We start from the raw sequence: 26,751 nt of genomic DNA, 5'->3' as shown, positions 1-26,751 counted from the left end.
TGAGGCGGTCGTAATCGTCGAGCAACGGCGTCGTATCTGCGCCGGGTTGGAAGGCTGATGAAAGGGATCATCCTCGCGGGCGGAAGCGGCACTCGGCTGCACCCGATCACCCAGGCGGTGTCCAAGCAGCTGCTGCCCGTGTACGACAAGCCGATGATCTACTACCCGATGTCGGTGCTCATGCTGGCCGGCATCCGGGAGATCCTGATCATCTCCACGCCCACCGACCTGCCGAACTTCCAGCGCCTCCTGGGCAGCGGTAACCAGTTCGGCATCGAGCTCAGCTACGCCGAGCAACCGCAGCCCAACGGGCTGGCCGAGGCCTTCATCATCGGTGAGGACTTCGTCGGGACCGACGATGTCGCCCTCGTGCTCGGGGACAACATCTTCTTCGGCGCCGACTTCTCCACCGTCATGCAGGAGTACGTGCACGGCATGGACGGCGCGGTGCTCTTCGGCTATCCGGTCAAGGATCCGCAGCGCTACGGCGTCGGCGAGGTCGACGCGTCTGGCAAGCTCGTCTCCATTGAGGAGAAGCCGGCCAGGCCGCGGTCCAACCGGGCCATCACCGGGCTGTACTTCTATGACAACGACGTGGTCAAGATCGCCAAGGAGCTGAAGCCCTCGCCGCGCGGCGAACTGGAGATCACCGACGTCAACCTGCACTACCTGCGGCAGGGCCGGGCCAGGTTACTCGACCTCGGTCGCGGTTTCGCCTGGCTGGACACGGGCACGCACGACTCGTTGCTCGAGGCGGGGCAGTTCGTCCAGGTCCTGGAGCACCGGACGGGCGTGCGGATCGCCTGTCTGGAGGAGATCGCGCTCGACCGCGGGTTCATCGACGCCGACCAGTGCTACGCGCTCGGCCGCAAGCTGGCCAAGTCCGGTTACGGCGACTACGTCATGGCGATCGCGAAGACGGCCGGCGCCACCGCCTAGTAGCCGCGCCTGGCCATCTCCTCCAGCCTGCGGATGCGTTCGGCCATCGGCGGGTGCGTGGCGAACATCCTGGCCACGCGCTCGCCGGGGCGGAACGGGTTGGCGATCATCAGGTGGGACTGCGACACCAGTCTCGGTTCCGGGGCCAGCGGCGCCATCTGAGTGCCGTACTCGAGCTTGCGCAGCGCGGCCGCCAGTCCGATCGGGTCGCCGGTGAGCTCCGCGCCGGACTGGTCGGCCTGGTACTCGCGCGACCGGCTCACCGCCATCTGCACGATGCCCGCCGCGATCGGGCCGAGCAGCGCCAGCAGGATCATCGCGATCGGGTTGGGCCGGTCCTCGTCCGAGCCGCCGAACAGGCCGGCGAACATCGCCAGGTTGGCCAGCACGCTGACCACGCTGGCCAGCGCGCCCGCCACGCACGAGATCAGGATGTCGCGGTTGTAGACGTGCGACAGCTCGTGGCCGAGCACGGCCCGCAGCTCACGCTTGTCCAGCAGCTCCAGGATGCCGGCGGTGCAGCACACGGCGGCGTTGCGCGGGTTGCGGCCGGTGGCGAAGGCGTTCGGGGCCTGGGTCGGGCTCACGTAGAGCCGGGGCATCGGTTGGCGGGCCGAGGTCGCGAGCTCCCGCACGATCCGGTACATCTCCGGCTGCTCGGCCTGGGAGACCGGCCGGGCGCGCATGGCCCGCAGGGCGAGCTTGTCGGAGTTGAAGTAGGCGTAGCCGTTCATCAGCAGGGCCAGGCCGAGGCCGATGAACAGCGCGGTGCGGCCGAACAGGGAGCTGATCAGGATGATCAGCGCGCTCATCCCGCCCAGCAGTAAGGCGGTCTTCAGCCCGTTGTAGTGCTTGTGCACCGCTGGTGCCCTCCATCAGCTCCAGTGAACTCTCGCGACTCCCTTGGCCTACAACGTTGATCGACTGTCCGAAGTTCCGATTCGGGCGGAATGCCCAGGTCAGCTGCCGGTTTCGCCGCGTCGCCAGTAGGTGGTCGGGCGGACGTGGCGGCGGTCGAGTCCGCGCTGGTCGAGCAGGTGTGCACGCAGCGCGACCATGGACGACCGCTCGCCGGCCAGCCAGGCGTCCACCCGGCCGGTCGGCAGCGTCGCCGCCGCGACGGCCGAGGTGAGCGAGTCGTGCTGGGCGCGGTGTACCCAGGTCACCGGTACGGGCAGCGGTTGCTCCTCGCCTGCGTCGTCGACCTCGACGAACACCCTGGTCACGGCGTCGGCCGGGAGCACGTCGAGGATCGCGGCGATGGCCGGGAGGGCGGTCTCGTCGCCGGCGAGCAGGTGCCAGTCGGCGGCCGGGTCTGGCTGGTAGGCCGGGGAGGGGCCGACGAAGATCAGCTCGTCGCCGGGGGTGGCGTGCTTGGCCCAGTCGGAGGCGGGGCCGGGGGCGTCGTGCAGGACGAAGTCGAAGTCGAGCTCGTTGGTCGCCGGATCGTGCCGGCGGATGGTGTAGGTCCTGGTCAGCGGGCGGGCGGTGGACCAGCGGGCGCGCGCGGCCTCGAGGGTGTCCGGCAGGTCGACGCCGTCGGGGTAGAAGTACAGCATCACGTTCTGGTCGGTGCCGGCGCTGACGAAGCCGGCCAACCGGTCGCCGCCGACGGTGATCCGGGTGAGCCGGGGCGTGACCTGCTCGACCCGCAGGACGGGGACCCGCCAGAGGCTGGTCTCCTGGCGGCGGGAGCGCCTGCGCGTTGCGTTCGTACTCATCGCGGCCATCTTCGCACCGCGCCGCTCACGTTCCCTGCCTGGTCTCGTTCCAGATCGGGCTGTGGGCGAAGTAGTTGTCGTAGAGCTCCTGCACGTCGGCGAGGGACTCCGGGGGCTCCTTGCCGTAGGCGACGCGTTCGAGGTGGCGGAAGTACTCGAACCGCTCGACGCCCGGCGTGATGACGATGAGCAGGTCCGCGTCGTGGCCGGGCGCGGCGGCGAAGGCGTGGTCGACGTTGGGCGGGACGAGCACGAGGTCGCCGCGGGCCGCGGTGATGACCTGGTTGCCGGACAGGAGCTGGGCGGTGCCGTCGAGCAGGTAGAACAGCTCGGCGGACCGGGTGTGGTGGTGAGGGGTGGCGCCGTTCGCGCCGTTGGCGAGGGTGACGCGGTGGGCGGACAGTGCGCCGCCGGTCGCGCTGCTGTCGGCGAGTAGCCGGATGGTGGTCGGTGCGCGGCCGATGGTCTCCGCGTCGGCGGCACGGACGTGCACGGCCTGGTTGTGGTCGGGAGCGATCATCGACATCGGTTGGCTCCTTCAGACGGCGAACAGCAGTGCTGCGCTGATGAGGACGGTTACCCCGGTGGCGAAATGAATGCCGAACGCGACGGCTTTCGTGCCGCCGTTGCGCAGCACGACCACAGTGTCACCGAACGGGACCATGGCGACGACCAGCAGCAGCCAGGCTTCGGCCTGTGGGCCGACGAAGGCCAGTAGTGCCAGGCCGATCAGGCCGTAGCTGGTGTCGCGGAGTCCTTTGATCGTCAGGTAGGCGATGTCGTGCTTGGCGGGGACGCCGTAGCCGCTGGCGGCTGCCCAGGGGACGAACAGGAACCGCAGGCCGATGAACAGGATCATCAGGTTGAGGGCGATGGCGAGTCCGTAGGCGATGGGAGTGAGCATGCTTCTCCTTGCTAGCGGTGCTAGATTCTGGAATCACGCTAGCATGTCAGTGGCAGTCGTTCTAGCACTGCTAGAGTCGGGAGCATGTCGATCCAGTCGCGCCGGGAGCGTGAGCGTGCGGAGCGCGAGAAGTTGATCGTCACGGCGGCGCGCGAGCTGGCGGAGAGTGAGGGCTGGGACGCGGTGACCACCCGTCGGCTGGCCGAGCGGGTCGAGTACAGCCAGCCGGTGCTGTACAGCCATTTCGCCGGCAAGGGCGAGATCATGGTGGCGGTCGCCGTGGAGGGCTTCGCTGACCTGGTGGTTGACCTGCGTACCGCCCGGGACGGCGTCGAGGCCAAGGACCGGTTGGCGGCGGTCAGTGCGGCCTACCTGTCCTTCGCCGAGCGCCGGCCCGCCCTGTACAGCGCGATGTTCAGCCAGGCGATCGACCTGCCGTTCGCCACGATCGATGTGCCGGCCCCGCTGCAGGCGGGATTCGACGAGCTGAGCGAGGCGATCCGCCCGCATGCCGGCGAGGACGATCTGGGCATCTTGACCGAGACATTCTGGGCCGCCCTGCACGGCCTGGCCACCCTCACCAGCGGCGGCCGACTCCCCCGCGAGGCACACGACCACAGGTTGACTCTCCTGCTGGCCCGCTTCATGTCTGACGGTCTAGAATAACGGGTAGAATTAGCTCTAGAGTTGTCACCGGCGCCACCGGGGAGTCCGACCATGAGGATCGATACCAACGACGTCATCTCTGTCACGGAAGCCAGTACGCAGGGACTTTCCAAGCTCGTGAACCAGGCGAGTGAGGGCCGCCAGTTCGTTGTCTTTCGTAACAACCAGCCAGCTGCGGCGATCGTGGACATCAAGACCATGGAGAGGCTGCAGTACCTGGAGGCGTTGGCGGAGGACTTCAAGCTCATGGCCATCGCCTGGGCGCGAACCCTCACGGATTCGGGTGAACGGCACAGCTTGGACGAGGTCGCCGCCGAGTTCGGCGTGAATCTGGACGACGACGAGTGACCGAGGTCCAACTCACGTCGGAGGCACGAGAAGACCTGCGTGACCTCGACGGTGCCAACCGGAAACGGGTACTGAAGGCGCTCAAGAAGCTGGAGACAGAACCGGATCAGCGTGGCGAACCGCTGGGGACTCGTGCGCTTGGCAACCTCACCACCTTCAGGAAGCTGGTGGTCGGCGACCGGGAGATCCGGGTCATCTACCGAGTCGAACCGGATGGCACGGTCGTGGTGGTCTGGGTCATCGCCCGACAGGCTGACGATGCCTGTTACGAACTGGCCGTGTCTCGCCTGAAGATGCACTCCGACCAGCAGTTGGCGGCGAAGGCCGAACAGCTCCTCAACGAAGCCTGGGACGGGCCCGGTTCGCGTCAGTAGCGCTGAGCGTTGCGTCAGCAGAAGGACAAAAGGGAGGGAGCGGCCCGCAGGGGCGGCTCCCTCGCCTAAGAACTCGGGTTACTTCAGCTGGCAGGCTAACACTCCGTATCGACATGTTGTCGACGTGATTGGGCCCGCCGATCCAGCCGTGGTTCGCGGCTGGAGTACCGGCCGCGGAGTGGGTCAGGCACATCGTCGAGTCCCTTAGCGACACGAAGCGCCGCCGAGACCGGTGAACTGGTGTTAGGCGATCAAGCACCGCTCACAAACCTCGTGCCGCCGGTGGCGCCGCCGTCGCGGGCTCGTGGGTTGCGCCGCGCTGGCCGGCCAGCGTGAGCGGAGTGGCAACCGGCCGTGACCGCGATGGATGCGGGCATGTCGCCAACGCGACGGACACAGCGCGTCGCCGGCGGCGCGTCTTGATATCCAGGTTACGGAATTCTGCAACACTGGATGACGACTTTGATATCAGTCAGTAATGGGCGTCGATGTGGGGACGACGGTGAGGTTATGAATCGCCGGATGGGCTTGTGGTTGGTAGCGGTGTTCGGTGCCGCGGTGCTGGTCGTCGGTGGCGTGATGCTGAAGGTCGGCCTGGACCGTGCTGATCAGGTCGGCAGTGTGGTCGGTGCGCTCGTCGGCGTGATCGGTCTCGGGGTGGCTACCTTCAGCGCGGTCGTCGCCGTACGTGCGCTGCGGACCGACGGAACATCGGCTGCGAAGCCACCAGCAGTACGCAATTCGGTGCGAGATTCCACGATCGATGGCCCGAACGTCCAGGTGGGCTCAATCGGTGGGGACGCGAACATCGAGGTCGAGAAGTAGTGCGCAGGTCGAATTCGGTCCAGCGAGCGTGGATCAATGGACCGAACATTCAGATCGGTTCCGCTGGGAATGTGTCGCTCATGTTCGGGCGGCCGGATTTCCAGGTCCAGCGGCTCGGGTCGACACCACAGAACGAGTGGGTTCCGCAGCAGCAGCGGACGCCGAGCTTCCTGCTCGACGCTCGGCGTGAGGTGGTTCCGTTCTGGCAACGCGTCGACGTTCAGGACACGTTGGTGAGGTGGCGGGACGACCAAGACGCGCCGATGTCGCTGATAGTGATGCACGGCGTGGGAGGACGGGGGAAGACCCGTCTGGCGAATGCCTTCGCTGGTGAGTGCGTGGAAGCCGGGTGGGCGGTGGCGCGGGGCGTGTCAACCGCGGTCTCTCCTGGTGATCTCGTCCCGGTAGGTGAGCAGAAAGCCGACTCTGCCGACTCGGCGCGAACCGTGGTGGTTGTCGACTACGCGGAGCGGTGGCCGGTGGGGACGCTGGTCGAGCTGATCCGGTCCGTCCTGCCGACCGGTTCGGCACGGGTGCGGGTGTTGTTGCTGGCCAGGTCGCTCACCCCGCTGTGGGAGTCGCTGTCGGCGATGCTCGGTCGTCTGCCGGTGGAGATGGCCGACCCGGTGGAGCTGTCAGCTCTGGCGGAGATCATCGACGAGCGCCGCGAGGCGTTCGCCGAGGCGGTGCGAGCCTTCTCGAGGGAACTTGGACTTGTGCCGACCGTGGCCCCGCCGAGCGACTTGGACGCGGATTCCTACGGGTCGGTGTTGACCCTGCACATGAGCGCGCTGGCCAGCGTATGTGCGGTTGAGGAAGGTGTTGAGCGGCCGGAACTGGCGGACCTGTCGCGGTACCTACTCGACCACGAACGCCGCCACTGGCCGTCGACGACGCCGTCGACGGAGGGGGTGACCGCAGACCAGGCCGAGGCGTCAGTACTGGTATCCACCCTGTTCGGTCCGCTGCCGAGTGGAGAACTGGCCCGGGCGCTGCTGGTCGCGGCGGGTGTCGCGGACGAGCCCCGCGTCGGCGATGTTCTCAAGTGGCACGACCGCGTGTATCCCGACCACGCTCCCTCCGATTCGGCCACGGTCGCCTCCGCGCTGGCCCCGCTGCGTCCAGACCGTTTTGGTGAGGATTACCTCGCCGAGAAGCTGAGTAGGGACGGACGCGCACGGGAGCTGCTGCTCAAGGTCCTGAGCACGTCCGAAAGCGCGATACCGGACGATGACGGGGTACGGCGATGTCTGATCGTTCTCGCTGCTGTGGTGGACCGCCATGAGGGTGTTCGGCCGCTGCTGTGGGAACTGCTCCATATGCGAGCCACTGCGCGGCATCTGAGCCCAACACTTCTCCAGACTGTGATCCGCTTCGCACCCCTTCTCACTTGCCAACTCGTCGAATCCAGACTTCCTGATTACCGCATAGACCTCCTGCAAGAAGCGGCAGCGCTGACCCGCCACATCCTGGATCAACTATCGGTCGGCACTTCACCCGAAATCAAAGCGCGTTACCTCAACAACCTCGGCATCCGGCTGGCCGAAGNGCCGAAACCGACCCCATCACCTACCTTCCCGACCTCGCGATGAGCCTCAACAACCTCGGCAACCGGCTGGCCGAAACAGGCGACAAACAAGCCGCGCTCGCACCCGTCGACGAAGCCGTCACCATCCGCCGAACCCTCGCCGAAACCGACCCCACCACCTACCTCTCCGACCTCGCGATCAGCCTCAACAACCTCGGCATCCGACTGGCCGAAACAGGCGACAAACAAGCCGCGCTCGCACCCGCCAACGAAGCCGTCACCATCCGCCGAACCCTCGCTGAAACCGACCCCACCACCCACCTCCCCAACCTCGCCGCAAGCCTCAACAACCTCAGCAACCGGCTGGCCGAAACAGGCGACAAACAAGCCGCACTCGCACCCGCCAACGAAGCCACCAAGCATTACCGAACCCTCGCCGAAACCGACCCCGCCGCCTACCTCCCCGACCTCGCGATGAGTTTGTGGGCGTTGGCGTGGGGGCAGGCATGTGATTCGCCGGGTGAGTCGATGGCGTTGGCTGATGCGCGGGTTTCCGTTGATGAAGCCTGTGCAATTTACGAGAAATTGGCGAACGACTGGCCGCGCCTGTTCGATGGCTTGCTGCACGCTGCTCAGGTAACTCGAACGACGGTTCTCTCTCTTATCGCGCAGCGAGAGGCTGAGGGCTGATCATTGTCCGCGCGGTGACGAAGAGGCGTTTGACCGGTGGCGGCGGGATATTCGAATTCCGATGAGGATGGCAGCGACACCCGCCAGCGCCAACTCGGGTGCGGACTCGTTCAACACGAGGTAACCCAGTAGCAGCGACGCCACGGGCACCAGATAGGTGACGACGGAGGCGCCGAGCGGTCCCTCTGCGCGAATGAGGGCGTAGTTGATGATGTAGGCCAGCCCGGTCCCGATCACGCCTAGCGCCGCGAGCGCCAGCCACGGCCCCAGCTTCCACTGTGGCGCGGCGGTGGTGTCGAACGGGAGCGTCGCAGCCGTGATGACGCTCGCCGCGAGTAGTTGGCCGGTCGACAGTGTGGTCGGGCTCAGGTCCCGTGGCGACAGGTAGCGGCTCATGTAGAGGTAGCTGATTCCGTAGCTCAGTGCGGCCAGCAGGCAGTACAGCGCGCCGAGCGGGTCGATCCCGGTGGCGGTCCACGGCGTGAAGATCAGCAGGCTGCCGGCGAAGCCGAGGAACAGACCGATGACCTGCCACCCGGTGAGGCGGACGGACTGGCGAGCGAGGTAGCCGAGGACGAGTGTCCACAGTGGCGTGGTGGCGTTGAGGGCGCCGGCGATCCCCGAGTCGACACGGGTCTCGCCAAGGGCGAACAGCAGGTAGGGCGCGACGTTCGCGACCAGGGCCGCCACGAACAGATGGCCCCAGGTTGGTGGGTCGCGAGGCAACTTCTCGTGGCGTAGCGCGATGACGGCCAGGAGGACGAATGCGCCGAGGATCATGCGGGCCGCGGTGAGTTGGATGGGGCTGAAGGATTCCAGGGCGATTTTGATCCAGAGAAAGTTGGCGCCCCAGGCGAGCGCGAGGGTGGCGATGAGTAGCGCGCCTTTGCGGGACCCCCGCACCTCAGTTCTCGATGCCGAAGGTGTAGACGAGGCCGGATTTGTCGGCGCGGTGGACGAAGCGGGTGACTTCGAACGGGTCGCCGTGCTGGTTGTAGCTGGTGTGGAGGACGTCCAGGACGGGGACGCCGGCCGGAGGTTGGAGGAACTCGGCTTCTTCGTGGGTGGGCATGCGGGCGGTGATCTCGTCGCGGCCGGTGGTCATGACGTGGCCCTTGTCCTCCAGGCGGCCGTAGATGCCTCCGGGGCCGGTCCTGGGTTCCAGGAGGAGGGTGCCTTCGGCGTCTGACCAGCGGATGTAGGTCGTGACGAGTTGAACCGGTTCGTTGTCGGCGCGGTATTCGTTCAGGCGGCGGACTACCGATTCGTCGGCGCTGGGGACGTGGAGGCGCTCGGCCACTTCGGGTGGCGGCGTCAGGCGGTCGATGGCTACGCATGTGACGCTCGCGGTCTTGCCCTGGCGCTGCATCTCCAGGCGAAACGGGGTCAGACCGGTGTCTCGGTAGGTCTTGCGGGAGTAGCGGGCGCTGCCCCAGCGGAACAGGCTTTGCGTCTCGCGAACGAAGACGCCCTTGCCATGGTGCGGGGTGACGAGGGCTTCCTCGGTCAGCAGGCGGATCGCTTCACGGGCGGTGTTGCGGGCCGTGCCGAACCGACCTGCCAGCTCACGCTCGGAAGGCAGCTTGTCCCCCGGCGCGAGTTCGCCAGTGGTGATCAGCTCGCGGATGGCGTCGGCGATGCGACGACTCGGGAGTTGCCCGGCATCCGCGCCGTCGGTGGGGCTCATGCCAGCCAGCATACAACTGGCTTAAACCAGTTCCTTGTGCTTCACTGGCTCAAGCCAGTCACGTTCCGCTGGTACCCAACTTCGGCATTCGGGAAACGAGGGCACGTGCGGTGATGGCTGAGGGGATGTTGCGGGCTGGCGGTGTAGTGGCGCCTTACATCACGTCGTGGTCTGCGGAGATCGAGCCAGCTCACACGCTGGTGGAGGTGCCCGGTCGTGGCATCGGCTACCTCGATGAGACCGCGGTGGATCGGGACAGCAGCGGAGTGTTGTGGTGCCGCGCCCCGTTCCAGCCGGGGCAGGGTCGGCCGTTGTTCGGGCGGGTGCATCCGTTGCGGCAGCGTCGGGCGATGCGGCGGTTGTTGTGTCAGGTGTGTGGTGGGCCGGCTGATCGCGGCGAGGACGGTGTGTTGTGGTTGGTGCGGGACTTCCGGGAGGACTGGCCGGGCTGGCCGGAGCGGATGGCGGTCACCGAACCACCGGTCTGCCTCGCGTGCGCTCGCCTCTCACTGCGGGTATGCCCCGCGCTGCGTCAAGGCGCGGCAGCGTTCCGGGCTCGCCAGTTTCCTGTCGTCGGAGTTCGCGGGGAGTTGTGCACCGGCGGCCGGGTGCCCCGATCGCTGGGTGACCAACTGGTCGCTTTCACCGACCGCGCCATCCGCTGGGTCCGGGCGTCGAACCTGCTCCGCGAACTACACGACTGCACCCTGCTCGACCCCAACCGACTGGCGGAGACAGCGGGTCAGAAATGACTCGGCCAGCGCCGGTTTCCCGAGACCGCTCTCACGGCGGTTCGACCCTGACGCTGGCCGAGAGTTCAGTTAGGCCCGGATCTCCAGGGTGCAGCACTTCGGGCCGCCGCCGGATTTGCGGAGTTCGGCGATGTCCACGAAAGTCGGCTCGTAGCCGTGGGTGATGAGGGCGTCCGCGAGGTGGGTCACCTCCAGCGGGAGGACCACGTTGCGGCCGTCGGACACCGCGTTCAGGGCGAAGCACTCCGCGTCCGCCGCGGTGGCGATGAGCGCGTCGGGGAACAGGCGGGCCAGGACCCGCTGCGACCCCGGGCTGAACGCCTCCGGGTAGTACGCCACGTGCGCTCGGCGGCCCGGGGCCGCCGGGGACAGCACGCACAGGGCCGTGTCCAGGTGGTAGTACCGCGGGTCCACCAGGCTCAGGGACACCACCGGCACGCCCAGGATCTCCTGGGCCTCGGCGTGCGCGGCCGGATCCGTGCGGAAGCCGGTGCCGGCCAGCAGCTCCGCGCCCGTCCACGTCAGGTCGCCTTCGGCCTCGTTGGTTCGGCTTGGCATGTAGACGTCGCGGAAGCCGTGGTCCAGGAACCAGCGGCGGTAGTGGTCGGCCTCCGGCGTCCGCTGCCGCGCGCGGAAGCGGGCGCCGAGGACCCTGCCGTCTATCACGGTCCCGGAGTTCGCCGCGAAGACCATGTCCGGCAGGCCGGGCACCGGGGTGATGAAGTCCACCCGGTGGCCCCACCGGCGGTAGGTGTCCGCCAGCTCCGTCCACTCCTTGACCGCCACCTCGGTGTTCACCGGCTGGCTCGGGTCCATCCACGGGTTGATCGTGTACTCGACCGTGAAGTACTTCGGCTCGCACATCAGGTAGTGGCGCCTGGTCGACACGCGGGCTTCCGTCATGATTCCAATGTAAGGCGCGTGCCAACCGGCGATCAACGTCGCGATCTCACCCCAACAGCGGCAGTATGTTGCGTATGGACGTCCTGGATCAGCGAATCATTTCGCGGCTCGTTGCCGACGCTCGATCTTCCTACTCGGAGATCGGGAAAGCGGTCGGGCTGTCCGCCCCGGCCGTCAAACGGCGGGTGGACCGGCTGCTCGACACCGGGGTGCTGCGTGGGTTCACGGCGGTTGTCGACCCCGAGGCCCTCGGGTGGGGCACCGAGGCCTTCGTCGAGGTGCACTGCATGGGCAACGTCACTCCGGACCGTATCCGGGCCCGCTTACTTCCGTTACCGGAAGTCGTGGCCGCCTACAGTGTGACTGGAGCCGCCGACGCGATCGTGCACCTGCGTGCGGCCAACATCCACCACCTCGAGGACGCGCTCGAGCGGCTTCGGGCCGTCGACATGATCGACCGGACCGTGTCCACCGTCGTGTTGTCTCGGCTGCTGGACCGGCCGCCCGCGCCGGAGGTCACCTGAGGGCACGCCCTACCATCTACCGGCGAGGCGGTCGCGACGCGCGGATCCCCGGCAGGGCTCCCAGACTCTGGGAGATCTGACTGTGATGTGGGACGCGAATACCCTGTAGAGCAGGGAAACCCCACCGCCGACACAGCTAGGCTCGACGCAGGCACGTAGCCGTGCGAGAGAGGGACCGAGCAGATCATGAGTACCAGCGTGAACGGGGGAAACGGCGAGCTCGAAGGCACCAGGCAGACTCAGGTGACCAAGCTCGACCGCGTGGTTATCAGGTTCGCTGGCGACTCCGGTGACGGTATGCAGCTGACCGGTGACCGGTTCACTTCCGAAGCCGCCGCCTTCGGCAACGACCTGGCGACGCTGCCCAACTTCCCGGCCGAGATCCGCGCGCCAACGGGCACCCTGCCCGGCGTCTCGTCGTTCCAGCTGCATTTCGCCGACTACGACATCCTCACGCCGGGTGACCGGCCGGACGTGCTGGTCGTGATGAACCCGGCCGCGCTCATGGCCAACATCAGCGACCTGCCCGTCGGCGGCACGGTCATCGTCAACACCGACGAGTTCTCCAAGCGCAACCTCACCAAGGTCGGCTATGACGCCAACCCGCTGGAGGACGACTCGCTCGCGAGCTTCCAGGTCTACGGCGTCCAGATGGCCACCCTCACCCAGGGCGCGCTCAAGGAGACCGGGCTTTCCAAGAAGGACGCCGAGCGGTGCAAGAACATGTTCGCGCTCGGCCTGCTCTCCTGGATGTACCACCGGCCGACCGAGGGCACGGAACGCTTCCTGCGGGAGAAGTTCGCGCGTAAGCCGGACATCGCCGAGGCGAACGTGTTGGCCTTCCGCGCGGGCTGGAACTACGGGGAGACCACCGAGGCGTTCGCCACCACCTACCAGGTGCCGCCGGCCGCGTTCCCCACCGGCACCTACCGGCAGATCACCGGCAACGCCGCGCTGGCCTACGGGCTCGTGGCGGCCGGCCAGTGCTCTGGCCTGCCGATCCTGCTTGGCAGCTACCCGATCACCCCGGCCTCGGACATCCTGCACGAGCTGTCCAAGCACAAGAACTTCAACATCACCACCATGCAGGCCGAGGACGAGATCGCCGGCGTCGGCGCCGCCCTCGGCGCGGCCTATGGCGGTGCGCTCGGGGTCACCACCACCAGTGGGCCGGGGATCGCGCTCAAGTCCGAGACCATCGGGCTGGCGGTGATGTCGGAGCTGCCGCTGCTGGTGATCGACGTGCAGCGCGGTGGGCCGTCGACCGGCCTGCCGACCAAGACCGAGCAGGCCGACCTGCTTCAGGCGATGTTCGGCCGCAACGGCGAGTCGCCGGTGCCGATCATCGCGCCGCAGTCCCCCGGCGACTGCTTCACCGCCGCGCTGGAGGCCACCCGGATCGCGTTGACCTACCGCACGCCGGTCCTGCTGCTGTCCGACGGGGCGATCGCCAACGGCTCCGAGCCGTGGCTGATTCCCAACGTGGACGAGCTGCCGGACCTGCGGGTCACGTTCGCGTCCGAGCCCAACGCGCTCGACGGCAGCGACGAGCACTGGCCCTACGTCCGGGACACCGAGACCCTCGCCCGCGAGTGGGCCATCCCGGGCACCGCCGGCCTGCAACACCGGATCGGTGGGCTGGAGAAGGCCGACGGCAAGGGCAACATCTCCTACGACCCGGACAACCACGAGCGGATGACCCGCATCCGCCAGGCCAAGATCGACGGCATCACGGTCGACGACCTGACCGTCGACGACCCGTCTGGCGACGCCCGGCTGCTGGTGCTCGGCTGGGGCTCGACGTTCGGGCCGATCGGCGCCGCCTGCCGGCGGGTCCGTGCGCAGGGGCACCAGGTCGCCCAGGCTCATCTGCGGCACCTCAACCCGTTCCCGGCCAACCTCGGTGAGGTGTTGCGCTCCTATGACCGGGTGATCATCCCCGAGATGAACCTCGGTCAGCTCGCGCTGCTCATCCGGGGCCGGTTCCTGGTGGACGCGGTGTCCTACAACAAGGTCGCCGGGTTGCCGTTCAAGGCTGAGGAGCTACAACACGTGTTGACCTCGTACCTGAACGAACTGGAAGGAGTCCCGGCATGACCGCCGTGGACCTTGGGTTGCTGTCGTTGGGTGGTCTGGACGGTGTTCCGGCGGCGAGTGCGCCGCAGAAGGCCAAGGAGTTCAAATCCGACCAGGAGGTCCGGTGGTGCCCGGGCTGCGGTGACTACGTCGTGCTCAACGCGATGCAGTCCTTCCTCCCCACGCTGGGGTTGCGCCGAGAGAACATCGTGTTCATCTCCGGGATCGGCTGCTCCTCCCGATTCCCCTACTACATGAACACCTACGGCATGCACTCCATCCACGGCCGCGCCCCCGCCATCGCCACCGGCCTCGCCGTCACCCGACCAGACCTCTCCGTCTGGGTCGTCACCGGCGACGGAGACGCCCTGTCCATCGGCGGCAACCACCTCATCCACGCCTTGCGCAGGAACGTGAATTTGAAGATCCTGCTGTTCAACAACCGGATCTACGGGCTGACCAAAGGCCAGTACTCACCCACCAGCGAACCCGGCAAGGTCACCAAATCCACGCCAGCCGGGTCGGTGGACCACCCGTTCAACCCGCTGTCCCTCGCGATCGGCGCCGAAGCCACCTTCGTCGCCCGCACCCTGGACAACGACCGGGCGCAACTCACCAGCATCCTGACCGCGGCGGCGCAGCACCGGGGATCGGCGTTGGTGGAGATCTACCAGAACTGCCCCATCTTCAACGACGGCGCCTTCGACGTTCTCAAAGAACCCGGTCAGGCCGAACAACGCCTGATCCCGTTGGAGCACGGCAAACCGATCGTGTTCGGCACCAACGCCGTGGTACGCACCGCGCACGGTCTGGACATCGCACCGGTGGACCAGATCACCGAAGACCAGATCGTGGTCCACGACGCCACCATCGACGACCCGTCCTACGCCTTCGCCCTCACCCGCCTGTCCACACAGGACCTCACCCACGTCGTGACCGGGGTCTACCGCAACACCAACCGACCCACCTACGACGACCAGGCACGGGAGCAGGTCGCGACGGCGACCGCGAAGAAGGCGCCGAACCTCCAGGCGTTGCTCAACGGGAGCGACACCTGGACGGTCGGCTAGCGGCTACTTGGCGGCGGCCTTCTTCTTGTGGTTCCAGGCGGCGAAGCCGGCGCTCTCGGCGTCGGCCGGCGTCTTGAACCACACGTCGGCCTTGGTGCGGCTGAAGTACGGGGACTCGGCCGTGTGAAAGAGCTTCGACGAGCGCTTGCCCTTGACGGTGTACTCGTCGCTGGGTGCCGCACCGTCTTCGAGCGGCTTGGCCGAACCGGGGCCGAACGGGCCGTCCTCCGATGCCACGGGCGGGACCTGCGCCGGGATGTCTGTCGGCACAACGGTTTCCGCAGCGGCGGGGGCCTTCTTCTTCGCCGGCTTCTTGGCGGGGGCGGCCTTCTCGGCCACCGGCGCGGCGGCGGGCGTCTCAGCGGTTGAGACATCAGCTGCGGCCGCGTTGTCCGCCGTCGGCTCGACCTCGGTCACCGGCAGCTCGGCCGCCGTGCGCTCGGTGTCGAGCTGGCTCAGCGCCGGGTCGGACGACTCCGGCTCCTTCGTCTCGACAACCTCGACAACCTCGACAGCCTCGGCAACCTCGGTCACCGCCGGCTCGACCTCGACCGGCTCGTCGAGCTTCTCCTCGACCTTCGCCGGCGTCGTCTCGGATGCCTCCGCCGACGCCTTCTCCGAGGTTGCCGTCGTCGACTCGGCCGGCTCAGCCGCCTTGTCGGGCGCCGTCTCAGTGGCCGGCTTGGCGGCTGGCTCCTTGGCCGGCGACGTGACCTGCGATTCCTGCTTTGTGCGCTTGCCGAACAGCCGCTTGAACCACTCCACGGCGTCTGCCTCCTCGCGAGTAACGGGTCTCAGGCATGGGTAGGGATCACCGGATTGGCGAGAACAATAGGGCAACGACCAACAGCCGCGACCCCCGGCGTCACACCGCTACCCCAGTGGCCGGAAACCGACCCGCTCAGCATCGGCGGGCGAGCGGAACCACACCTCGGCCACCGTGCGCTCGTACTTCTCCGACTCCCGCGTGCAGTACCGCATCGCGCTCGCACTCGCCTTGACCGTGAACTCCGGCGACGGCGGCGTACCGTCCGGCCCTGGCATCGCCGAGCCGGGCCCGAACGGGCTGCGCCCGTTGGCCCCACGCAACCGATGCGGTGGCGGCGGCACCTCCGGCCCGTCGCCCGCCGGCACGATCGGCTCGAACAGCGACCGGGGCGCCTCGTTCGCGCTCGCGACGGCGGCCGCCGGCTCGCTGGTCGTCGGGGCAGCTGTCGGCGATGCCGGTGACGTGGTCTCGATCCCGAAAGGCGTTCGGTGCGCTGGCTTGGATGGCACGCGCTTGGGCAACTTGTTCTTCGGCTCAGCTTGGACGGTGACCCCCGGCATGATCTTGGGCTCCTCAGTACCCGGTGTGCTGCGGTCGCTGGCGGCTCCATGCCACCCGCTGGCGGACACCACCTCGTCCGTGACTTCGACTTCGGCGGTGTGTGCGGGCACGACCACTGTGCGGTCGTACGCGCCGTGGGCCGACTCGGCCCCCACGGGGTCTGCGGTCGGCGTCAGCACCGAGGTTACCGCTGGATCAGGACTCAACTGGTGCTTCGACTCGCCGGTGGCGTCAAGTTCTGCGAGAATGCCGCGCTCGTCGGCGACCGGGGTCTCGGTCGCGTGGTCGGTCACCAGCGCGTGCGCCGATTCGGCGCTCGTCTCCTCCGCGCCGTCCAGCTGGCGGATCAGCTCACCCGGGATCGGGTGCGTGCGCTGGGTGAAGACAGTGCCGCCGTCGTCCGGTTCGGCGGCGTCGACCAGCCGGGACTCGACCGGCCGGGGCTCGAGCGGCTCGGCCGGTACCTGTGGCAGCACGGTGGTCGCCGCCGGCGAGTCCGCCGCGGCCTCCGCCGCGCGCCGCTCCTTGTCGTCGAACCAGCCGAGGTCGCCCTCCTGCCGGCCGGGTACCTCGGGTGGCGCGGCCAGCGACCCCGAGCCGGACACGTTGATGTACTGGGTGGCCGTCGCGCGCGGGCCGTCGGACAGTTCGGTGTCCACCTCCGGCGGCGCGCTCACACCCCCGGAGCGCGGGCCGGCCAGGGCGTAGGCCCTGGTCAGCGGGCCGCCATCGGCCTCTGACCGGTCGCCAGGCCGGTCATCAGGCCGGTCGCCTGGCCGGTCGGTATCGCGGTCGGCGCCGGCCACCAACTGGCGCGCGTCGAAGTCGGGGCGCTCGTCCTGGAACCCGCGCCGGGGCTCGTTCTGCGGCTGCCGGCGCGCCCGCGCGGTCAACTCGGCCTCCAGCTCGCCGACCCGCCGACGAGCTGGCAACGCCACCAGACCCCAGCACAGCAGCGCGCCGAGCAGGAAGGCCAGCGAACTCCACAACCAGACCTGCCCAAAGATCGGCATGAGCCTCTCCCTCCGCGCACCCCGAGCGCTTTCCAGGGTGCTCAGGCTACTGCGAGCGGCCCGCCACCGTGGCGACCAGGGTGAAGTCGAATCAACGTGTCCTGGCGACCACGTACCGCGCCAGCATGTCCAACGCCTCTCGCCCGGGACCGTCGGGCAGCGGCGCCAGTTCGGCGCGCGCCCGGTCGGCGTACTCGGTGAGGGTACGCACCGCGTGCTCCAGTCCTGGCGACTTTCGCAGCAGGGTCAACGCCTCGTCGACGTCCGCGTCCTCGGTGATCGGTCCGCGCAGCAACGCGCGCAGGCGCGGATCCGGCTCGTCCTGGACGTGCTCGGCGGACAGCGCGTAGAGCATCGGCAACGTGCGCACGCCCTCGCGCAGGTCGGTGCCCGGCGTCTTGCCGGACTCCGCCGCCGGCGAGGAGATGTCGATGATGTCGTCGGAGATCTGGAACCCGATGCCGATCAGGTCGCCGTAGCGCTGCAACGCGTCGGTGTACTTGTCCGGCGCGCCGGAGAACATCCCGCCGTAGAGGCCGGCGGTGGCGATCAGCGAACCGGTCTTCTGTCCGATAACGGTGAGGTAGTGGGTGATCGGGTCGTCGCCGTCGAGCGGGCCGACCGTCTCGCGCATCTGCCCGGTGACCAGCTCACCCATGGTCTCGGCGATGATCCTGGCCGCGTCCATGCCGAGGTCGGCCACCAGGCCGGACGCGTGGGCGAACAGGAAGTCGCCGGTGAGGATGGCGATGGTGTTGTCCCAGCGGGCGTTCACGCTCACCGAGCCGCGGCGCATGGTGGCCTCGTCCATCACGTCGTCGTGGTAGAGCGTGGCCAGGTGCACCAACTCCACCGCGGCGGCCGCGGTGATCACGTGTTCGGTGACCTCCCCGGCGACGTTGGCCGCCAACAGGGTGAACAGCGGCCGGAAACGCTTGCCACCGGCCTTGACCAGGTGTGTCGCTGCCTCGTCGACGAAGCCGACATCGCTGCGCACGACCCGGTTGAGCAGTTCCTCCACCCGGGCAAGGCCGTCGACGACCGCTTCGACGAGTTCGGGATCGGCGTTGTCCAGGCCGAGCGAGGCGGGTAGCCGCGGCACGGCTCGTTCTGCTGTCACGTCGGCATCGCTCCCCACTAGAACTCCCCTGGCCACAGCCTAATGTCCGACCGGGCCACGCACGCCACGCAGGCGTGCCCCGGGTGGCGATGCTCACCCGGGGCCACGGGTGTCACCTGATGGCGAAGGTGCCGGCGTCGGCCCAGTCGAGGGCGAACGCCGGGACGAGCCCGAGCAGCAGGGTGACCACCACGCCCAGGGTGATGGCCGCGGTGGTGAACGCGCCGGGGACGGTCACCGTCGGGCCGTCCGGCGCAGGCTCGCTGAAGTACATCAGCACGATGACCCGCAGGTAGAAGAACGCCGCCACCGCCGAGGCGATCAGGGCGATCACCACCAGCGGCGCCATCCCGTCGGACAGTGCCGCGGAGAAGACCACGAACTTGCCGATGAACCCGGAGGTCAACGGAATGCCGGCCAGCGCCAACAACAGGAAGGTGAACACGCCGGCCACCAGTGGCGACCGTTTGGCCAGCCCCGCCCACTGCGACAGGTGCGTCGCCTCGCCGTCGGCGTCGCGGACCAGGGAGATCACGCCGAAGGTCGCGATCGTGGTGAAGCCGTAGGTCAGCAGGTAGAACAGCGTCGAGGACAGGCCGTCGGGGTTCAGCACGATCGCGCCGATCAGCATGAAGCCGGCGTGCGCGATCGACGAGTACGCGATCATCCGCTTGATGTCGGTCTGGGTGAGGCCGAGCACCGCGCCGATGACCATCGACACGATCGCCACGCCCCACAGCACCCCGCGCCACTCCCACTGGGTCGACTCCAGGGCCACCGAGAGCACCCGCAGGATCCCGCCGAACGCGGCGACCTTCGTGCACGCCGCCATGAACGCGGTGATCGGCGTCGGCGCGCCCTGGTAGACGTCCGGGGTCCAGGCGTGGAACGGCCCGATCGAGCCCTTGAACAGCAGGCCGACGACCAGCAGCGCCATGCCGGCGAACAGCAGGGTGTCCGAGCGGTCCGAGCCGGCGGCCGCGTTCGCGATGTCGGCCAGGCGCACCGAGCCCGCGTAGCCGTACAGCAGCGCGAGGCCGTACAGGAAGAACGCCGAGGCGAACGCGCCGAGCAGGAAGTACTTGACCGCCGCCTCCTGGGACAGCAGCCTGCGCCGCCGGGCGAGGCCACACATCAGGTACAGCGGCAGGCTCAGCACCTCGAGGGCGACGAACATGGTCAGCAGGTCGTTGGCCGAGCAGAACACCATCATGCCGCCGAGCGCGAACAGCGTCAGCGGGAAGACCTCGGTCTGCATCTGGAACCTGGCCGCGTCCCGCCGGTGCGGCTGGGCGCCGAGGCGCTGCTCACGGTCCTGCTTGGTGCCCGGCCGGACCGCGGCCTGGGCTACCAGCGCGCCGCCCGGCTCGACCGAGCGGTCGGCGATCATCAGCACCGAGCCGAGCGCCAGCGCCAGCAACGTGCCCCACAGGAACAGTGCCGGGCCGTCGATCGCCAGGGCGTTTGACAGCGTCAGCACGCCCTCGGCCGGCGCGTCGGTCAGGTACAGCGCCATCGCCGCGCCCGCGCCGACCACGGCCAGCAGGGTGAGGAACACCTGGGCACTCCACCGCTGGTGCCGGGGCAGGAACGCCTCCAGCAGCACGCCGATGCAGGCCGCGCCCAGGATGATCAACACGGGCATGATCGCCCCGTAGTTGATCGGCGCCAGGGTCTCCTTGGCCGGCGGGTCCTGCGCGAGCAGGACGACCGACGTCAGTGCGGACAACTCAGTTGCCTCCGTCCGAGATACCGACCGACTGGAGTGTTGCGTCCACCGTCGGGGTGACCACGTCGAGCACCGGCGCCGGGTAGAACCCCAGGCCGATGACCAGCGCCAGCAGCGGGGCGAGCACCAACTTCTCCCTGCCGGTCAGGTCGACGATCGCCTTGCGCGCGCCGACCTCCGGCGCGATCGCGGTGCCCGGGCCGCCGGCCACGTTCACCAGCGCGGTGCCGCGCAGCGGACCGTGGAACACCCGCTGGTAGAGCCAGAGCACGTACAGCGCGGCGAGCACCATGCCGATGGTGGCGAGGATCGTGTACACCGGTTCCGGCCCGTAGGCGCCGATCAGCACCAGGAACTCGCTGATGAACGAGTTCGTGCCGGGTAGCGACAGCGTGGACAGACCGGCGACCAGGAACACGCCGGCCAGTGCCGGGGCGACCTTGGCCATCCCGCCGTAGTCCGCGATCAGGGTGGAACCGCCGCGGGCGATCACCATGCCGACCACCAGGATCAGCATGCCGGTCGAGATCGAGTGGTTGACCATGTAGGTGACCGCGCCGACCTCGGCCTGCGCGGTGAACGCGAACACGCCGATCGCGATGAAGCCGAAGTGCGCGATCGAGACATAGGCGAGGAACCGCTTCATGTCCCGCTGCATGGTGGCCAGCAGCGCGCCGTAGAGCACCCCGGCGACGCCCATCACCAGCACCAGCGGCGACAGTTCGACGCTGGCGTCGGGCGTCATCGGCAGCAGGTAGCGCAGGAAGCCGAAGGTGCCGACCTTGTCCAGCACGCCGACCAGCAGCACGACGACCCCGATCGGCGCCTCGGCCGCGGCGTCCGGCAGCCAGGTGTGCAGCGGCACCAGCGGCGCCTTCACCGCGAAGGCGAGGAAGAAGCCGAGGAAGATCCAGATCTGGTTGGACAGCGGCGCGTCCGAGACGACCTGGACCAGCGTCGCCCAGTCGAAGGTGCCCGAGCCGAGCTCCTCGGCGGCCAGCGAGTACGCCCCGATGGCCGAGGCGAGCATGATCAGCCCGCCGAGGAACGAGTACAGGAAGAACTTCACCGCCGCGTACTGCCGCCGGGCCCCGCCGTAGGAGCCGATCAGGAAGTACATCGGGATCAGCATGATCTCGAACAGCACGTAGAACAGGAACACGTCGGTGGCCGCGAACACGCCGACGGTGATCGCCTGCTGCAGCAGGATCAGCGACAGGAACCCGCCAGCGGTGCGCTCGGCTGGCAGCTTGTCCGTCCAGCCCGCGCCGATCACCAACGGCACCAGCAGCGCGATCACCGCGATCATCACCAGCGCGATGCCGTCGATGCCGAAGGCCAGGTGCACCCCGAACGACGGGATCCAGTCCAGCGAGAAGTGCTGCTGGAACCGCTCGGCCGACGGGTCGTAGGAGATCCAGGCCACGACCGCGACCACCAGCTCGACCAGCGAGAAGCCGAGCGCGGTCTGCTTGGCGACCTTGTCGTTCTCCCGCAGGAACGCGACCACGATCGCGCCGACGAGCGGGATCAGCAGGAGCGCGACCAACAGCGCGGCTCCGGAGCTGGAGCTACTCATACGTACCTCACCGCCAGGAAGGCCACCAGGATGAGGACCGTGCCGCCGAGCATGGTCGCCGCGTAGGACCGGACGAAGCCGGTCTGTGTTCGGCGTAGTCGGCCCGAGCTACCGCCGAGTGCGGCGGCGATGCCGTTCACCAGCCCGTCAACTCCCTTGTTGTCCACGTAGACCAGCGCCCGTGCGAGCCAGGTGCCCGGCCGGGCGACCAGGGTCTCGTTGAGGGCGTTGCCGTACAGGTCCTTGCGCGCCGCGCGGACCGGGAAGGACACCGGCTCCGGCTTGAGCACCGGCACGTCCCGGCGGCCGACGACCAGCCAGGCCAGCAGCACGCCGAGCAGCGAGAGCCCGACGGTCAGCCAGGGCACCAGCGAGTGCGGCAGGACCGTGTGCTCGGCCTCCCGCAACGCGCCAAGCGACGGCGAGAGCCACTCGGCGAGGGTGTCGCCGCTGGCGAAGAACCAGCCGGCGGCGACCGAGCCGACCGCGAGCACGATCATCGGCACGGTCATCACGGCCGGCGACTCGTGCGGGTGGAAGTCCCGCCCGTCCTCGCTCTTGAGCTCCTTCCAGCGCTGCTTGCCGAAGAAGGTCATCAGCATCAGCCTGGTCATGTAGAACGCGGTCAGGCCGGCCGCGAGCAGCGCCGCGCCGCCGAACACCCAGCCGCGCCACCCCTCCTCGCCGAACGCCGCCTCGATGATCGCGTCCTTGGAGAAGAAGCCGGAGAACGGCGGGATGCCGATCAGCGCAAGGTAACCGAGGCCGAAGGTGGCGAAGGTGACCGGCATGATCCGCGCCAGGCCGCCGTACTTGCGCATGTCGACCTCGTCGTTCATGGCGTGCATGACCGACCCGGCGCCGAGGAACAGCCCCGCCTTGAAGAAGCCGTGGGTGAGCAGGTGCATGATGCCCAACGCGAACCCGAACGGGCCGAGGCCAACGGCCAGCATCATGTAACCGATCTGGCTGACCGTGGAGTACGCGAGCACTTTCTTGATGTCGTCGTAGGCGCAGCCGATGATCGCCCCGATCAGCAGGGTGAGCGCACCGATGATGACGACCACCAACCGGCCGTCCTCGCTCTGCATGTAGATCGGGTTGGACCTGGCGACCAGGTACACGCCAGCGGTGACCATGGTCGCCGCGTGGATCAGGGCCGAGACCGGGGTCGGGCCCTCCATCGCGTCGGGCAACCAGGCCTGCAGCGGGAACTGGCCGGACTTGCCGCACGCGCCGAGCAGCAGCAACAGCGTCAGCGCGGTGACCGTCGGGCCGGAGAGCTGGTCGAGGCCGGCGAAGACCTCGGTGTACTGGGTGGTGCCCAGCTCGGCGAACATGATGAAGATCGCCAGCGCCAGGCCGACGTCGCCGACCCGGTTCATCAGGAAGGCCTTCTTGGCCGCGGTCGCCGCCGACGGGCGGTTGGTGTACCACCCGATCAGCAGGTACGACGCGAGGCCGACGCCCTCCCAGCCCAGGTAAAGGGTCACGAACCCGTTGCCGAGCACCAGGATCAGCATCGCGGCGACGAACAGGTTGAAGTACCCGAAGAACCGGCGACGATCGGGATCGTCTGCCATGTAGCCGATCGAGTAGATGTGGATCAGCGCGCCGACCCCGGTGATCAGCAGCACGAAGCTGATCGACAGCGGGTCGATCCGCAGCCCGAACTCGACCTGTAGCTGCTCGACCGGGATCCAGTCGAACATCGACACGTTCTGTACGCGCTCGTTCTCCGCCGTACCGGTGGAGGAGAAGAACAGCAGCAGGCCGTAGACGAACGACGCCACCACGGTCAGGGTGCCAAGCAGGTGCCCCCACGCGTTGGTGGCCTTTCCGCCGAGCAGCAGCACCGCCGCGCCGGCGAGCGGGAACAGGATCAGCAACCAGGCCGAGCCGGCAAGGCCGGTCGCCTCGGTCACCTGCTGTGCCGCCAAGTGAGTACCAGTCACGGCCTTCCCCTCAGTACTTCAGCAGGTTGGAGTCGTCGACCGAGGCCGAGCGGCGGGTACGGAAGATCGCCATGATGATCGCGAGGCCGACCACGACCTCCGCGGCGGCGACCACCATCACGAAGAACGCCATGATCTGCCCGTCGAGCGAGCCGTTGATCCGCGCGAACGTGACCAGGGACAGGTTCACCGCGTTCAGCATCAGCTCGATGCACATGAACACCACGATGGCGTTACGCCGCACCAGTACCCCGACCGCGCCGATGGTGAACAGCAACGCGGAGAGCAACAGGTAGACGGTCGGGGTCATGAGTTGTCCCCTTCGCGGGCGGAGGGTTTGAGCGCACGGGCGTCGGCCGATGGGGCGCTGCCCGCCACGGCCCTGCGCTCCTCTTCGAAGTCGGCGGCGGTGACCGAGTCGATGATGCTCGACAGCGACTCCGGCGCGACCGAGCCGTCCGGCAGCAGCGCCGGGGTGGCCACCGAGCTGGAGGTGGCGAACACGCCGGGACCGGGCAGCGGCGATGGCCGCTCGCCACGGAAGCGGGCCTCGACCAGCTCACGCTGGGTCTTGCGGCCGCGGGTGTGCCGGTCGACGTAGCCGAGCAGCATCGCGCCGACCGCCGCGGTGATCAGCAGCGCGGAGGTCAGCTCGAACGCGAACAGCCAGTCGGTGAAGATCGACCGGCCGATGTTCTCCACGTTCCCGTTGCCGCCGTTGGCGTTGTTGCCCTGCAGGCCGACCGGGGTGACGTCGGTCAGCGAGCGGGCGAGCGCGCCGACGATCAGCGTGGCGAGCCCGATGCCGAGCAGCGTGGCGGCCAGCCGCTGGCCGCGCAGCACCTCGACGATCGAGTCCGACGAGTCGCGGCCGACCATCATCAGCACGAACAGGAACAGCATCATGATCGCGCCGGTGTAGACGATGATCTGCACAAAGCCGAGGAACGGCGCCTGCTGGACCATGTAGGTCACACCGAGGGACAGCATGGTGAGCACCAGGAACAGCGCCGAGTGCACCGCGCTGCGCGCGAAGATCATGCCGAGGGCGCCGAGCAGCGCGAGCGGGCCGAGCACCCAGAACGAGATGGCCTCACCGGTGGACATGACGTTCTGCACGTCCGCCTGCGCCAACACCAGCGCGTTCACTTGACCTCCCCCTTGACCGGGTCGGGGTAGCCCCACTTGCGGGCCAGGCGTGGCGCGTCGACGTAGTAGTCCTGCTCGTTGTCCCCGAGGCGCATCTCGTGCGGCGGCTGCTCCATCCCCTTGAGCAGCGGGGCGAGCAGGTCCTCCTTGGTGAAGATCAGGTCCTGCCGGTTGTCGTTGGCCAGCTCGTACTCGCTGATCATGGTCAGCGAGCGGGTCGGACAGGCCTCGATGCACAGGCCGCAGCCGATGCAGCGCAGGTAGTTGATCTGGTAGTCCTTGCCGTAGCGCTCACCCGGGGAGTAGCGGGCCTCCTCGGTGTTGTCCGCGCCCTCCACGAAGATCGCGTCGGCCGGGCACGCCCAGGCGCACAGCTCGCAGCCGACGCACTTCTCCAGCCCGTCCGGGTGCCGGTTGAGCTGGTGGCGGCCGTGGTAGCGCGGCGCGGCCGGCGCGCCGGCCTCGGGGTACTCCTCGGTGACGACCTTGCGGAACATCGTCGAGAAGGTGAGCCCGAAGCCCTTGAACGGATCAAACATCCCCATCGGTGGACTCCTTCTCGGAGTTGGGTTCGCCGGCACCGACCCTGGCCGGCCGGCGGCGAGTACCCCTGGCGCGGACCGCCTTGCGCTTGGGCGCGGTCGGCACCTCGAGGTCCAGTGGTGGGATCGGATAGCCGCCGCCGGTGATCGGCACCTGGTCGGGGTCCTCCTCGACCCGGCCACGGTCGAACACGAAGCTCAGGCCGATGAGCACCAGGATGACGATGCCGCCGTAGGTGAGGATCTGGCCGGTGGAGACCTCGGAGTCGACCCGGATCGCCCGGAAGCCGGCGATCAGCACGATCCACACCAGGTTCAGCGGCACCAGCACCTTCCAGCCGATCCGCATGAACTGGTCGTAGCGGAACCTGGGCAGCGTCGAGCGCACCCAGATGAAGCAGAACAGCAGCGCGAAGGTCTTGCCGAAGAACCAGAGGATCGGCCACCAGCCGGTGTTGAAGTAGTTGTCCCCGATCAGCGAGATCGGCCACGGCGCCATGTACCCGCCGAGGAACAACGTGGTGGCGAACATCGAGACGATCACCATGTTGATGTACTCGGCGAGGAAGAACAGCGCGAACTTCATCGAGCTGTACTCGGTGTGGAACCCACCGACCAGTTCGGACTCCGCCTCGGGCAGGTCGAACGGTGCGCGGTTGGTCTCGCCGACCATGGAGATCAGGAAGATCACGAAACTGAACGGCAGTAGGTAGAAGAACCACCCGGTCTCCTGCGCGCCCACTATGTCCCCTGTGGACAGTGACTGCGCGTAGAGCACCACGCCGACGATCGACAGGCCCATCGCGATCTCGTAGGAGATCATCTGCGCGGCCGAGCGCAGACCGCCCAGCAGCGGGTAGGGCGAGCCGGACGACCAGCCGGCCAGCACGATGCCGTAGATGCCCATGCCGCCGCCAGCCAGTACCAGCAGCACGCCGACCGGCAGGTCGACCAGCTGCAGCACCGTGCGCTCGCCGAAGATCGACACCTCCGGCCCGAACGGCATCACCGAGAACGACAGCATCGCCGGGATCACCACGATGACCGGGGCCAGGAAGTAGACCTTCCGGTCCGCGCCGTCGGGGATGATCTGTTCCTTGAACGGCAGCTTGATCGCGTCCGCGATGGACTGGAAGTAGCCGCCGGGGCCGACCCGGTTCGGGCCGGGCCGCTGCTGGAACCGACCGATGGCCTTGCGCTCCCAGACGATCATGAACACGGTCAGGATCGGCCCCAGCAGGAGCAGGACCACGACCTTGATCAGGATCAGCCAGAGCGGGTCGTCGGCGAGCAGCTCAGCCCTGGTCATGGGGCGCCTCCCGTGGTC

General features: G+C 68.1%; 27 protein-coding genes. 10 read left to right on the top strand and 17 right to left on the bottom strand.

Annotation, left to right across the window (positions count from 1 at the left end; all coding sequences use genetic code 11):
• Positions 1 to 57: 57 nt before the first annotated feature.
• Positions 58 to 939 (top strand): glucose-1-phosphate thymidylyltransferase RfbA, encoded by an 882-nt coding sequence (gene rfbA, locus ACYVIP_RS18600; protein ID WP_460397869.1) that lies wholly within the window; start codon positions 58 to 60, stop codon positions 937 to 939.
• On the opposite strand, the gene htpX is transcribed toward rfbA, so the two are convergent.
• From htpX to ACYVIP_RS18580, 4 genes are all read right to left on the bottom strand, one after another.
• Positions 936 to 1,799: a zinc metalloprotease HtpX gene (gene htpX / locus ACYVIP_RS18595; RefSeq protein ID WP_460397867.1), complete on the bottom strand. Its 864-nt coding sequence runs from the start codon at positions 1,797 to 1,799 to the stop codon at positions 936 to 938. The genes rfbA and htpX overlap by 4 nt on opposite strands.
• 99 nt (positions 1,800 to 1,898) lie before the next feature.
• Positions 1,899 to 2,660, bottom strand: coding sequence for a siderophore-interacting protein (locus tag ACYVIP_RS18590; protein WP_460397865.1), 762 nt, complete (start codon positions 2,658 to 2,660; stop codon positions 1,899 to 1,901).
• 25 nt (positions 2,661 to 2,685) lie between these two features.
• Entirely contained in the window at positions 2,686 to 3,186 is a 501-nt protein-coding gene (locus ACYVIP_RS18585; RefSeq protein WP_460397863.1) for a cupin domain-containing protein, read from the bottom strand.
• 12 nt (positions 3,187 to 3,198) lie between these two features.
• Positions 3,199 to 3,564, bottom strand: a complete 366-nt coding sequence (locus ACYVIP_RS18580) for a DUF4267 domain-containing protein (protein ID WP_460397861.1) — start codon at positions 3,562 to 3,564, stop codon at positions 3,199 to 3,201.
• Positions 3,565 to 3,648: 84 nt separating this feature from the next.
• On the opposite strand from ACYVIP_RS18580, the gene ACYVIP_RS18575 reads away from it, so the two are divergent.
• The 5 genes from ACYVIP_RS18575 (at position 3,649) to ACYVIP_RS18555 (ending at position 7,995) form a co-directional block, all read left to right on the top strand.
• Positions 3,649 to 4,230: a TetR/AcrR family transcriptional regulator gene (locus ACYVIP_RS18575; RefSeq protein ID WP_460397859.1), complete on the top strand. Its 582-nt coding sequence runs from the start codon at positions 3,649 to 3,651 to the stop codon at positions 4,228 to 4,230.
• Between the two features lie 51 nt (positions 4,231 to 4,281).
• Positions 4,282 to 4,578 carry a type II toxin-antitoxin system Phd/YefM family antitoxin gene (locus ACYVIP_RS18570; protein WP_460397857.1) on the top strand — a complete coding sequence of 99 codons (297 nt, stop codon included), beginning with the start codon at positions 4,282 to 4,284 and terminating at the stop codon, positions 4,576 to 4,578.
• Positions 4,575 to 4,952, top strand: a complete 378-nt coding sequence (locus ACYVIP_RS18565; RefSeq protein ID WP_460397855.1) for a type II toxin-antitoxin system RelE family toxin — start codon at positions 4,575 to 4,577, stop codon at positions 4,950 to 4,952. The genes ACYVIP_RS18570 and ACYVIP_RS18565 overlap by 4 nt, the downstream gene beginning before the upstream one ends.
• Positions 4,953 to 5,462: 510 nt before the next feature.
• Positions 5,463 to 5,777 (top strand): hypothetical protein, encoded by a 315-nt coding sequence (locus ACYVIP_RS18560; protein WP_460397853.1) that lies wholly within the window; start codon positions 5,463 to 5,465, stop codon positions 5,775 to 5,777.
• Positions 5,778 to 7,365: 1,588 nt separating this feature from the next.
• Positions 7,366 to 7,995, top strand: a complete 630-nt coding sequence (locus tag ACYVIP_RS18555) for a tetratricopeptide repeat protein (protein WP_460397851.1) — start codon at positions 7,366 to 7,368, stop codon at positions 7,993 to 7,995.
• On the opposite strand, the gene ACYVIP_RS18550 is transcribed toward ACYVIP_RS18555, so the two are convergent.
• Together ACYVIP_RS18550 and ACYVIP_RS18545 are read right to left on the bottom strand one after the other, a co-directional pair.
• Positions 7,996 to 8,898, bottom strand: coding sequence for a DMT family transporter (locus tag ACYVIP_RS18550; protein WP_460397850.1), 903 nt, complete (start codon positions 8,896 to 8,898; stop codon positions 7,996 to 7,998).
• Between the two features lies 1 nt (position 8,899).
• Positions 8,900 to 9,682 (bottom strand): GntR family transcriptional regulator, encoded by a 783-nt coding sequence (locus ACYVIP_RS18545; protein ID WP_460397848.1) that lies wholly within the window; start codon positions 9,680 to 9,682, stop codon positions 8,900 to 8,902.
• Between the two features lie 206 nt (positions 9,683 to 9,888).
• Here ACYVIP_RS18545 and ACYVIP_RS18540 point away from each other — a divergent pair, with 206 nt between their 5' ends.
• Positions 9,889 to 10,434: a hypothetical protein gene (locus tag ACYVIP_RS18540; RefSeq protein WP_460397846.1), complete on the top strand. Its 546-nt coding sequence runs from the start codon at positions 9,889 to 9,891 to the stop codon at positions 10,432 to 10,434.
• A 69-nt stretch (positions 10,435 to 10,503) separates the two neighbouring features.
• On the opposite strand, the gene ddaH is transcribed toward ACYVIP_RS18540, so the two are convergent.
• Positions 10,504 to 11,337, bottom strand: a complete 834-nt coding sequence (gene ddaH, locus ACYVIP_RS18535) for a dimethylargininase (protein WP_460397844.1) — start codon at positions 11,335 to 11,337, stop codon at positions 10,504 to 10,506.
• A gap of 74 nt (positions 11,338 to 11,411) precedes the next feature.
• Between ddaH and ACYVIP_RS18530 the strand changes: the two genes are divergently transcribed.
• From ACYVIP_RS18530 to ACYVIP_RS18520, 3 genes are all read left to right on the top strand, one after another.
• Positions 11,412 to 11,861, top strand: a complete 450-nt coding sequence (locus tag ACYVIP_RS18530) for an Lrp/AsnC family transcriptional regulator (protein WP_460397842.1) — start codon at positions 11,412 to 11,414, stop codon at positions 11,859 to 11,861.
• Positions 11,862 to 12,047: 186 nt separating this feature from the next.
• Complete coding sequence (locus ACYVIP_RS18525) at positions 12,048 to 13,958, top strand: 2-oxoacid:acceptor oxidoreductase subunit alpha (RefSeq protein ID WP_460397840.1); 1,911 nt, start codon at positions 12,048 to 12,050, stop codon at positions 13,956 to 13,958.
• Positions 13,955 to 15,007, top strand: a complete 1,053-nt coding sequence (locus tag ACYVIP_RS18520; RefSeq protein ID WP_460397838.1) for a 2-oxoacid:ferredoxin oxidoreductase subunit beta — start codon at positions 13,955 to 13,957, stop codon at positions 15,005 to 15,007. The genes ACYVIP_RS18525 and ACYVIP_RS18520 overlap by 4 nt, the downstream gene beginning before the upstream one ends.
• A 3-nt stretch (positions 15,008 to 15,010) precedes the next feature.
• Here ACYVIP_RS18520 and ACYVIP_RS18515 read toward each other — a convergent pair whose 3' ends face one another.
• The 10 genes from ACYVIP_RS18515 to nuoH form a co-directional block, all read right to left on the bottom strand.
• Positions 15,011 to 15,772 carry a sunset domain-containing protein gene (locus ACYVIP_RS18515; protein ID WP_460397836.1) on the bottom strand — a complete coding sequence of 254 codons (762 nt, stop codon included), beginning with the start codon at positions 15,770 to 15,772 and terminating at the stop codon, positions 15,011 to 15,013.
• Between the two features lie 108 nt (positions 15,773 to 15,880).
• On the bottom strand, positions 15,881 to 17,350 hold the full coding sequence (locus tag ACYVIP_RS18510; protein WP_460397834.1) for a sunset domain-containing protein: 1,470 nt from the start codon (positions 17,348 to 17,350) through the stop codon (positions 15,881 to 15,883).
• A gap of 91 nt (positions 17,351 to 17,441) precedes the next feature.
• On the bottom strand, positions 17,442 to 18,470 hold the full coding sequence (locus tag ACYVIP_RS18505) for a polyprenyl synthetase family protein (protein ID WP_460397832.1): 1,029 nt from the start codon (positions 18,468 to 18,470) through the stop codon (positions 17,442 to 17,444).
• A gap of 112 nt (positions 18,471 to 18,582) precedes the next feature.
• Positions 18,583 to 20,190, bottom strand: a complete 1,608-nt coding sequence (nuoN, locus tag ACYVIP_RS18500; RefSeq protein WP_460398219.1) for an NADH-quinone oxidoreductase subunit NuoN — start codon at positions 20,188 to 20,190, stop codon at positions 18,583 to 18,585.
• Between the two features lie 10 nt (positions 20,191 to 20,200).
• Entirely contained in the window at positions 20,201 to 21,778 is a 1,578-nt protein-coding gene (locus ACYVIP_RS18495) for an NADH-quinone oxidoreductase subunit M (protein WP_460397830.1), read from the bottom strand.
• Positions 21,775 to 23,733, bottom strand: a complete 1,959-nt coding sequence (gene nuoL, locus ACYVIP_RS18490) for an NADH-quinone oxidoreductase subunit L (protein WP_460397828.1) — start codon at positions 23,731 to 23,733, stop codon at positions 21,775 to 21,777. The genes ACYVIP_RS18495 and nuoL overlap by 4 nt, the downstream gene beginning before the upstream one ends.
• 10 nt (positions 23,734 to 23,743) lie before the next feature.
• The gene (gene nuoK / locus ACYVIP_RS18485) at positions 23,744 to 24,043 is read right to left on the bottom strand and encodes an NADH-quinone oxidoreductase subunit NuoK (protein WP_460397825.1); all 300 of its coding nucleotides are present in this window, start codon (positions 24,041 to 24,043) and stop codon (positions 23,744 to 23,746) included.
• Positions 24,040 to 24,882, bottom strand: coding sequence for an NADH-quinone oxidoreductase subunit J (locus ACYVIP_RS18480; RefSeq protein WP_460397823.1), 843 nt, complete (start codon positions 24,880 to 24,882; stop codon positions 24,040 to 24,042). Before ACYVIP_RS18480 ends, nuoK begins: the two co-directional genes overlap by 4 nt.
• Positions 24,879 to 25,427 (bottom strand): NADH-quinone oxidoreductase subunit NuoI, encoded by a 549-nt coding sequence (gene nuoI / locus ACYVIP_RS18475; RefSeq protein WP_460397821.1) that lies wholly within the window; start codon positions 25,425 to 25,427, stop codon positions 24,879 to 24,881. The genes ACYVIP_RS18480 and nuoI overlap by 4 nt, the downstream gene beginning before the upstream one ends.
• Positions 25,414 to 26,733, bottom strand: coding sequence for an NADH-quinone oxidoreductase subunit NuoH (nuoH, locus tag ACYVIP_RS18470; protein WP_460397819.1), 1,320 nt, complete (start codon positions 26,731 to 26,733; stop codon positions 25,414 to 25,416). The genes nuoI and nuoH overlap by 14 nt, the downstream gene beginning before the upstream one ends.
• Positions 26,734 to 26,751 lie beyond the last annotated feature (18 nt).

This window comes from Actinophytocola sediminis (genome assembly GCF_054779715.1).
Note: the sequence above shows the minus strand (reverse complement) of the source record. Positions and strands in the feature narration are given on the sequence as shown.

What these genes read in the sequence shown, in the direction of transcription:
- rfbA (WP_460397869.1), top strand. Translation starts at nt 58, where the DNA reads ATGAAAGGGATCATCCTCGCGGGCGGAAGCGGCACTCGGCTGCACCCG.
- ACYVIP_RS18580 (WP_460397861.1), bottom strand. Translation starts at nt 3,564, where the DNA reads ATGCTCACTCCCATCGCCTACGGACTCGCCATCGCCCTCAACCTGATG.
- ACYVIP_RS18525 (WP_460397840.1), top strand. Translation starts at nt 12,048, where the DNA reads ATGAGTACCAGCGTGAACGGGGGAAACGGCGAGCTCGAAGGCACCAGG.
- ACYVIP_RS18570 (WP_460397857.1), top strand. Translation starts at nt 4,282, where the DNA reads ATGAGGATCGATACCAACGACGTCATCTCTGTCACGGAAGCCAGTACG.
- ACYVIP_RS18555 (WP_460397851.1), top strand. Translation starts at nt 7,366, where the DNA reads ATGAGCCTCAACAACCTCGGCAACCGGCTGGCCGAAACAGGCGACAAA.
- ACYVIP_RS18560 (WP_460397853.1), top strand. Translation starts at nt 5,463, where the DNA reads ATGAATCGCCGGATGGGCTTGTGGTTGGTAGCGGTGTTCGGTGCCGCG.
- ACYVIP_RS18530 (WP_460397842.1), top strand. Translation starts at nt 11,412, where the DNA reads ATGGACGTCCTGGATCAGCGAATCATTTCGCGGCTCGTTGCCGACGCT.
- nuoK (WP_460397825.1), bottom strand. Translation starts at nt 24,043, where the DNA reads ATGACCCCGACCGTCTACCTGTTGCTCTCCGCGTTGCTGTTCACCATC.
- ACYVIP_RS18585 (WP_460397863.1), bottom strand. Translation starts at nt 3,186, where the DNA reads ATGTCGATGATCGCTCCCGACCACAACCAGGCCGTGCACGTCCGTGCC.
- ddaH (WP_460397844.1), bottom strand. Translation starts at nt 11,337, where the DNA reads ATGACGGAAGCCCGCGTGTCGACCAGGCGCCACTACCTGATGTGCGAG.
- ACYVIP_RS18575 (WP_460397859.1), top strand. Translation starts at nt 3,649, where the DNA reads ATGTCGATCCAGTCGCGCCGGGAGCGTGAGCGTGCGGAGCGCGAGAAG.
- nuoI (WP_460397821.1), bottom strand. Translation starts at nt 25,427, where the DNA reads ATGGGGATGTTTGATCCGTTCAAGGGCTTCGGGCTCACCTTCTCGACG.
- nuoH (WP_460397819.1), bottom strand. Translation starts at nt 26,733, where the DNA reads ATGACCAGGGCTGAGCTGCTCGCCGACGACCCGCTCTGGCTGATCCTG.
- ACYVIP_RS18520 (WP_460397838.1), top strand. Translation starts at nt 13,955, where the DNA reads ATGACCGCCGTGGACCTTGGGTTGCTGTCGTTGGGTGGTCTGGACGGT.
- ACYVIP_RS18545 (WP_460397848.1), bottom strand. Translation starts at nt 9,682, where the DNA reads ATGAGCCCCACCGACGGCGCGGATGCCGGGCAACTCCCGAGTCGTCGC.
- ACYVIP_RS18510 (WP_460397834.1), bottom strand. Translation starts at nt 17,350, where the DNA reads ATGCCGATCTTTGGGCAGGTCTGGTTGTGGAGTTCGCTGGCCTTCCTG.
- ACYVIP_RS18495 (WP_460397830.1), bottom strand. Translation starts at nt 21,778, where the DNA reads ATGAGTAGCTCCAGCTCCGGAGCCGCGCTGTTGGTCGCGCTCCTGCTG.
- ACYVIP_RS18590 (WP_460397865.1), bottom strand. Translation starts at nt 2,660, where the DNA reads ATGAGTACGAACGCAACGCGCAGGCGCTCCCGCCGCCAGGAGACCAGC.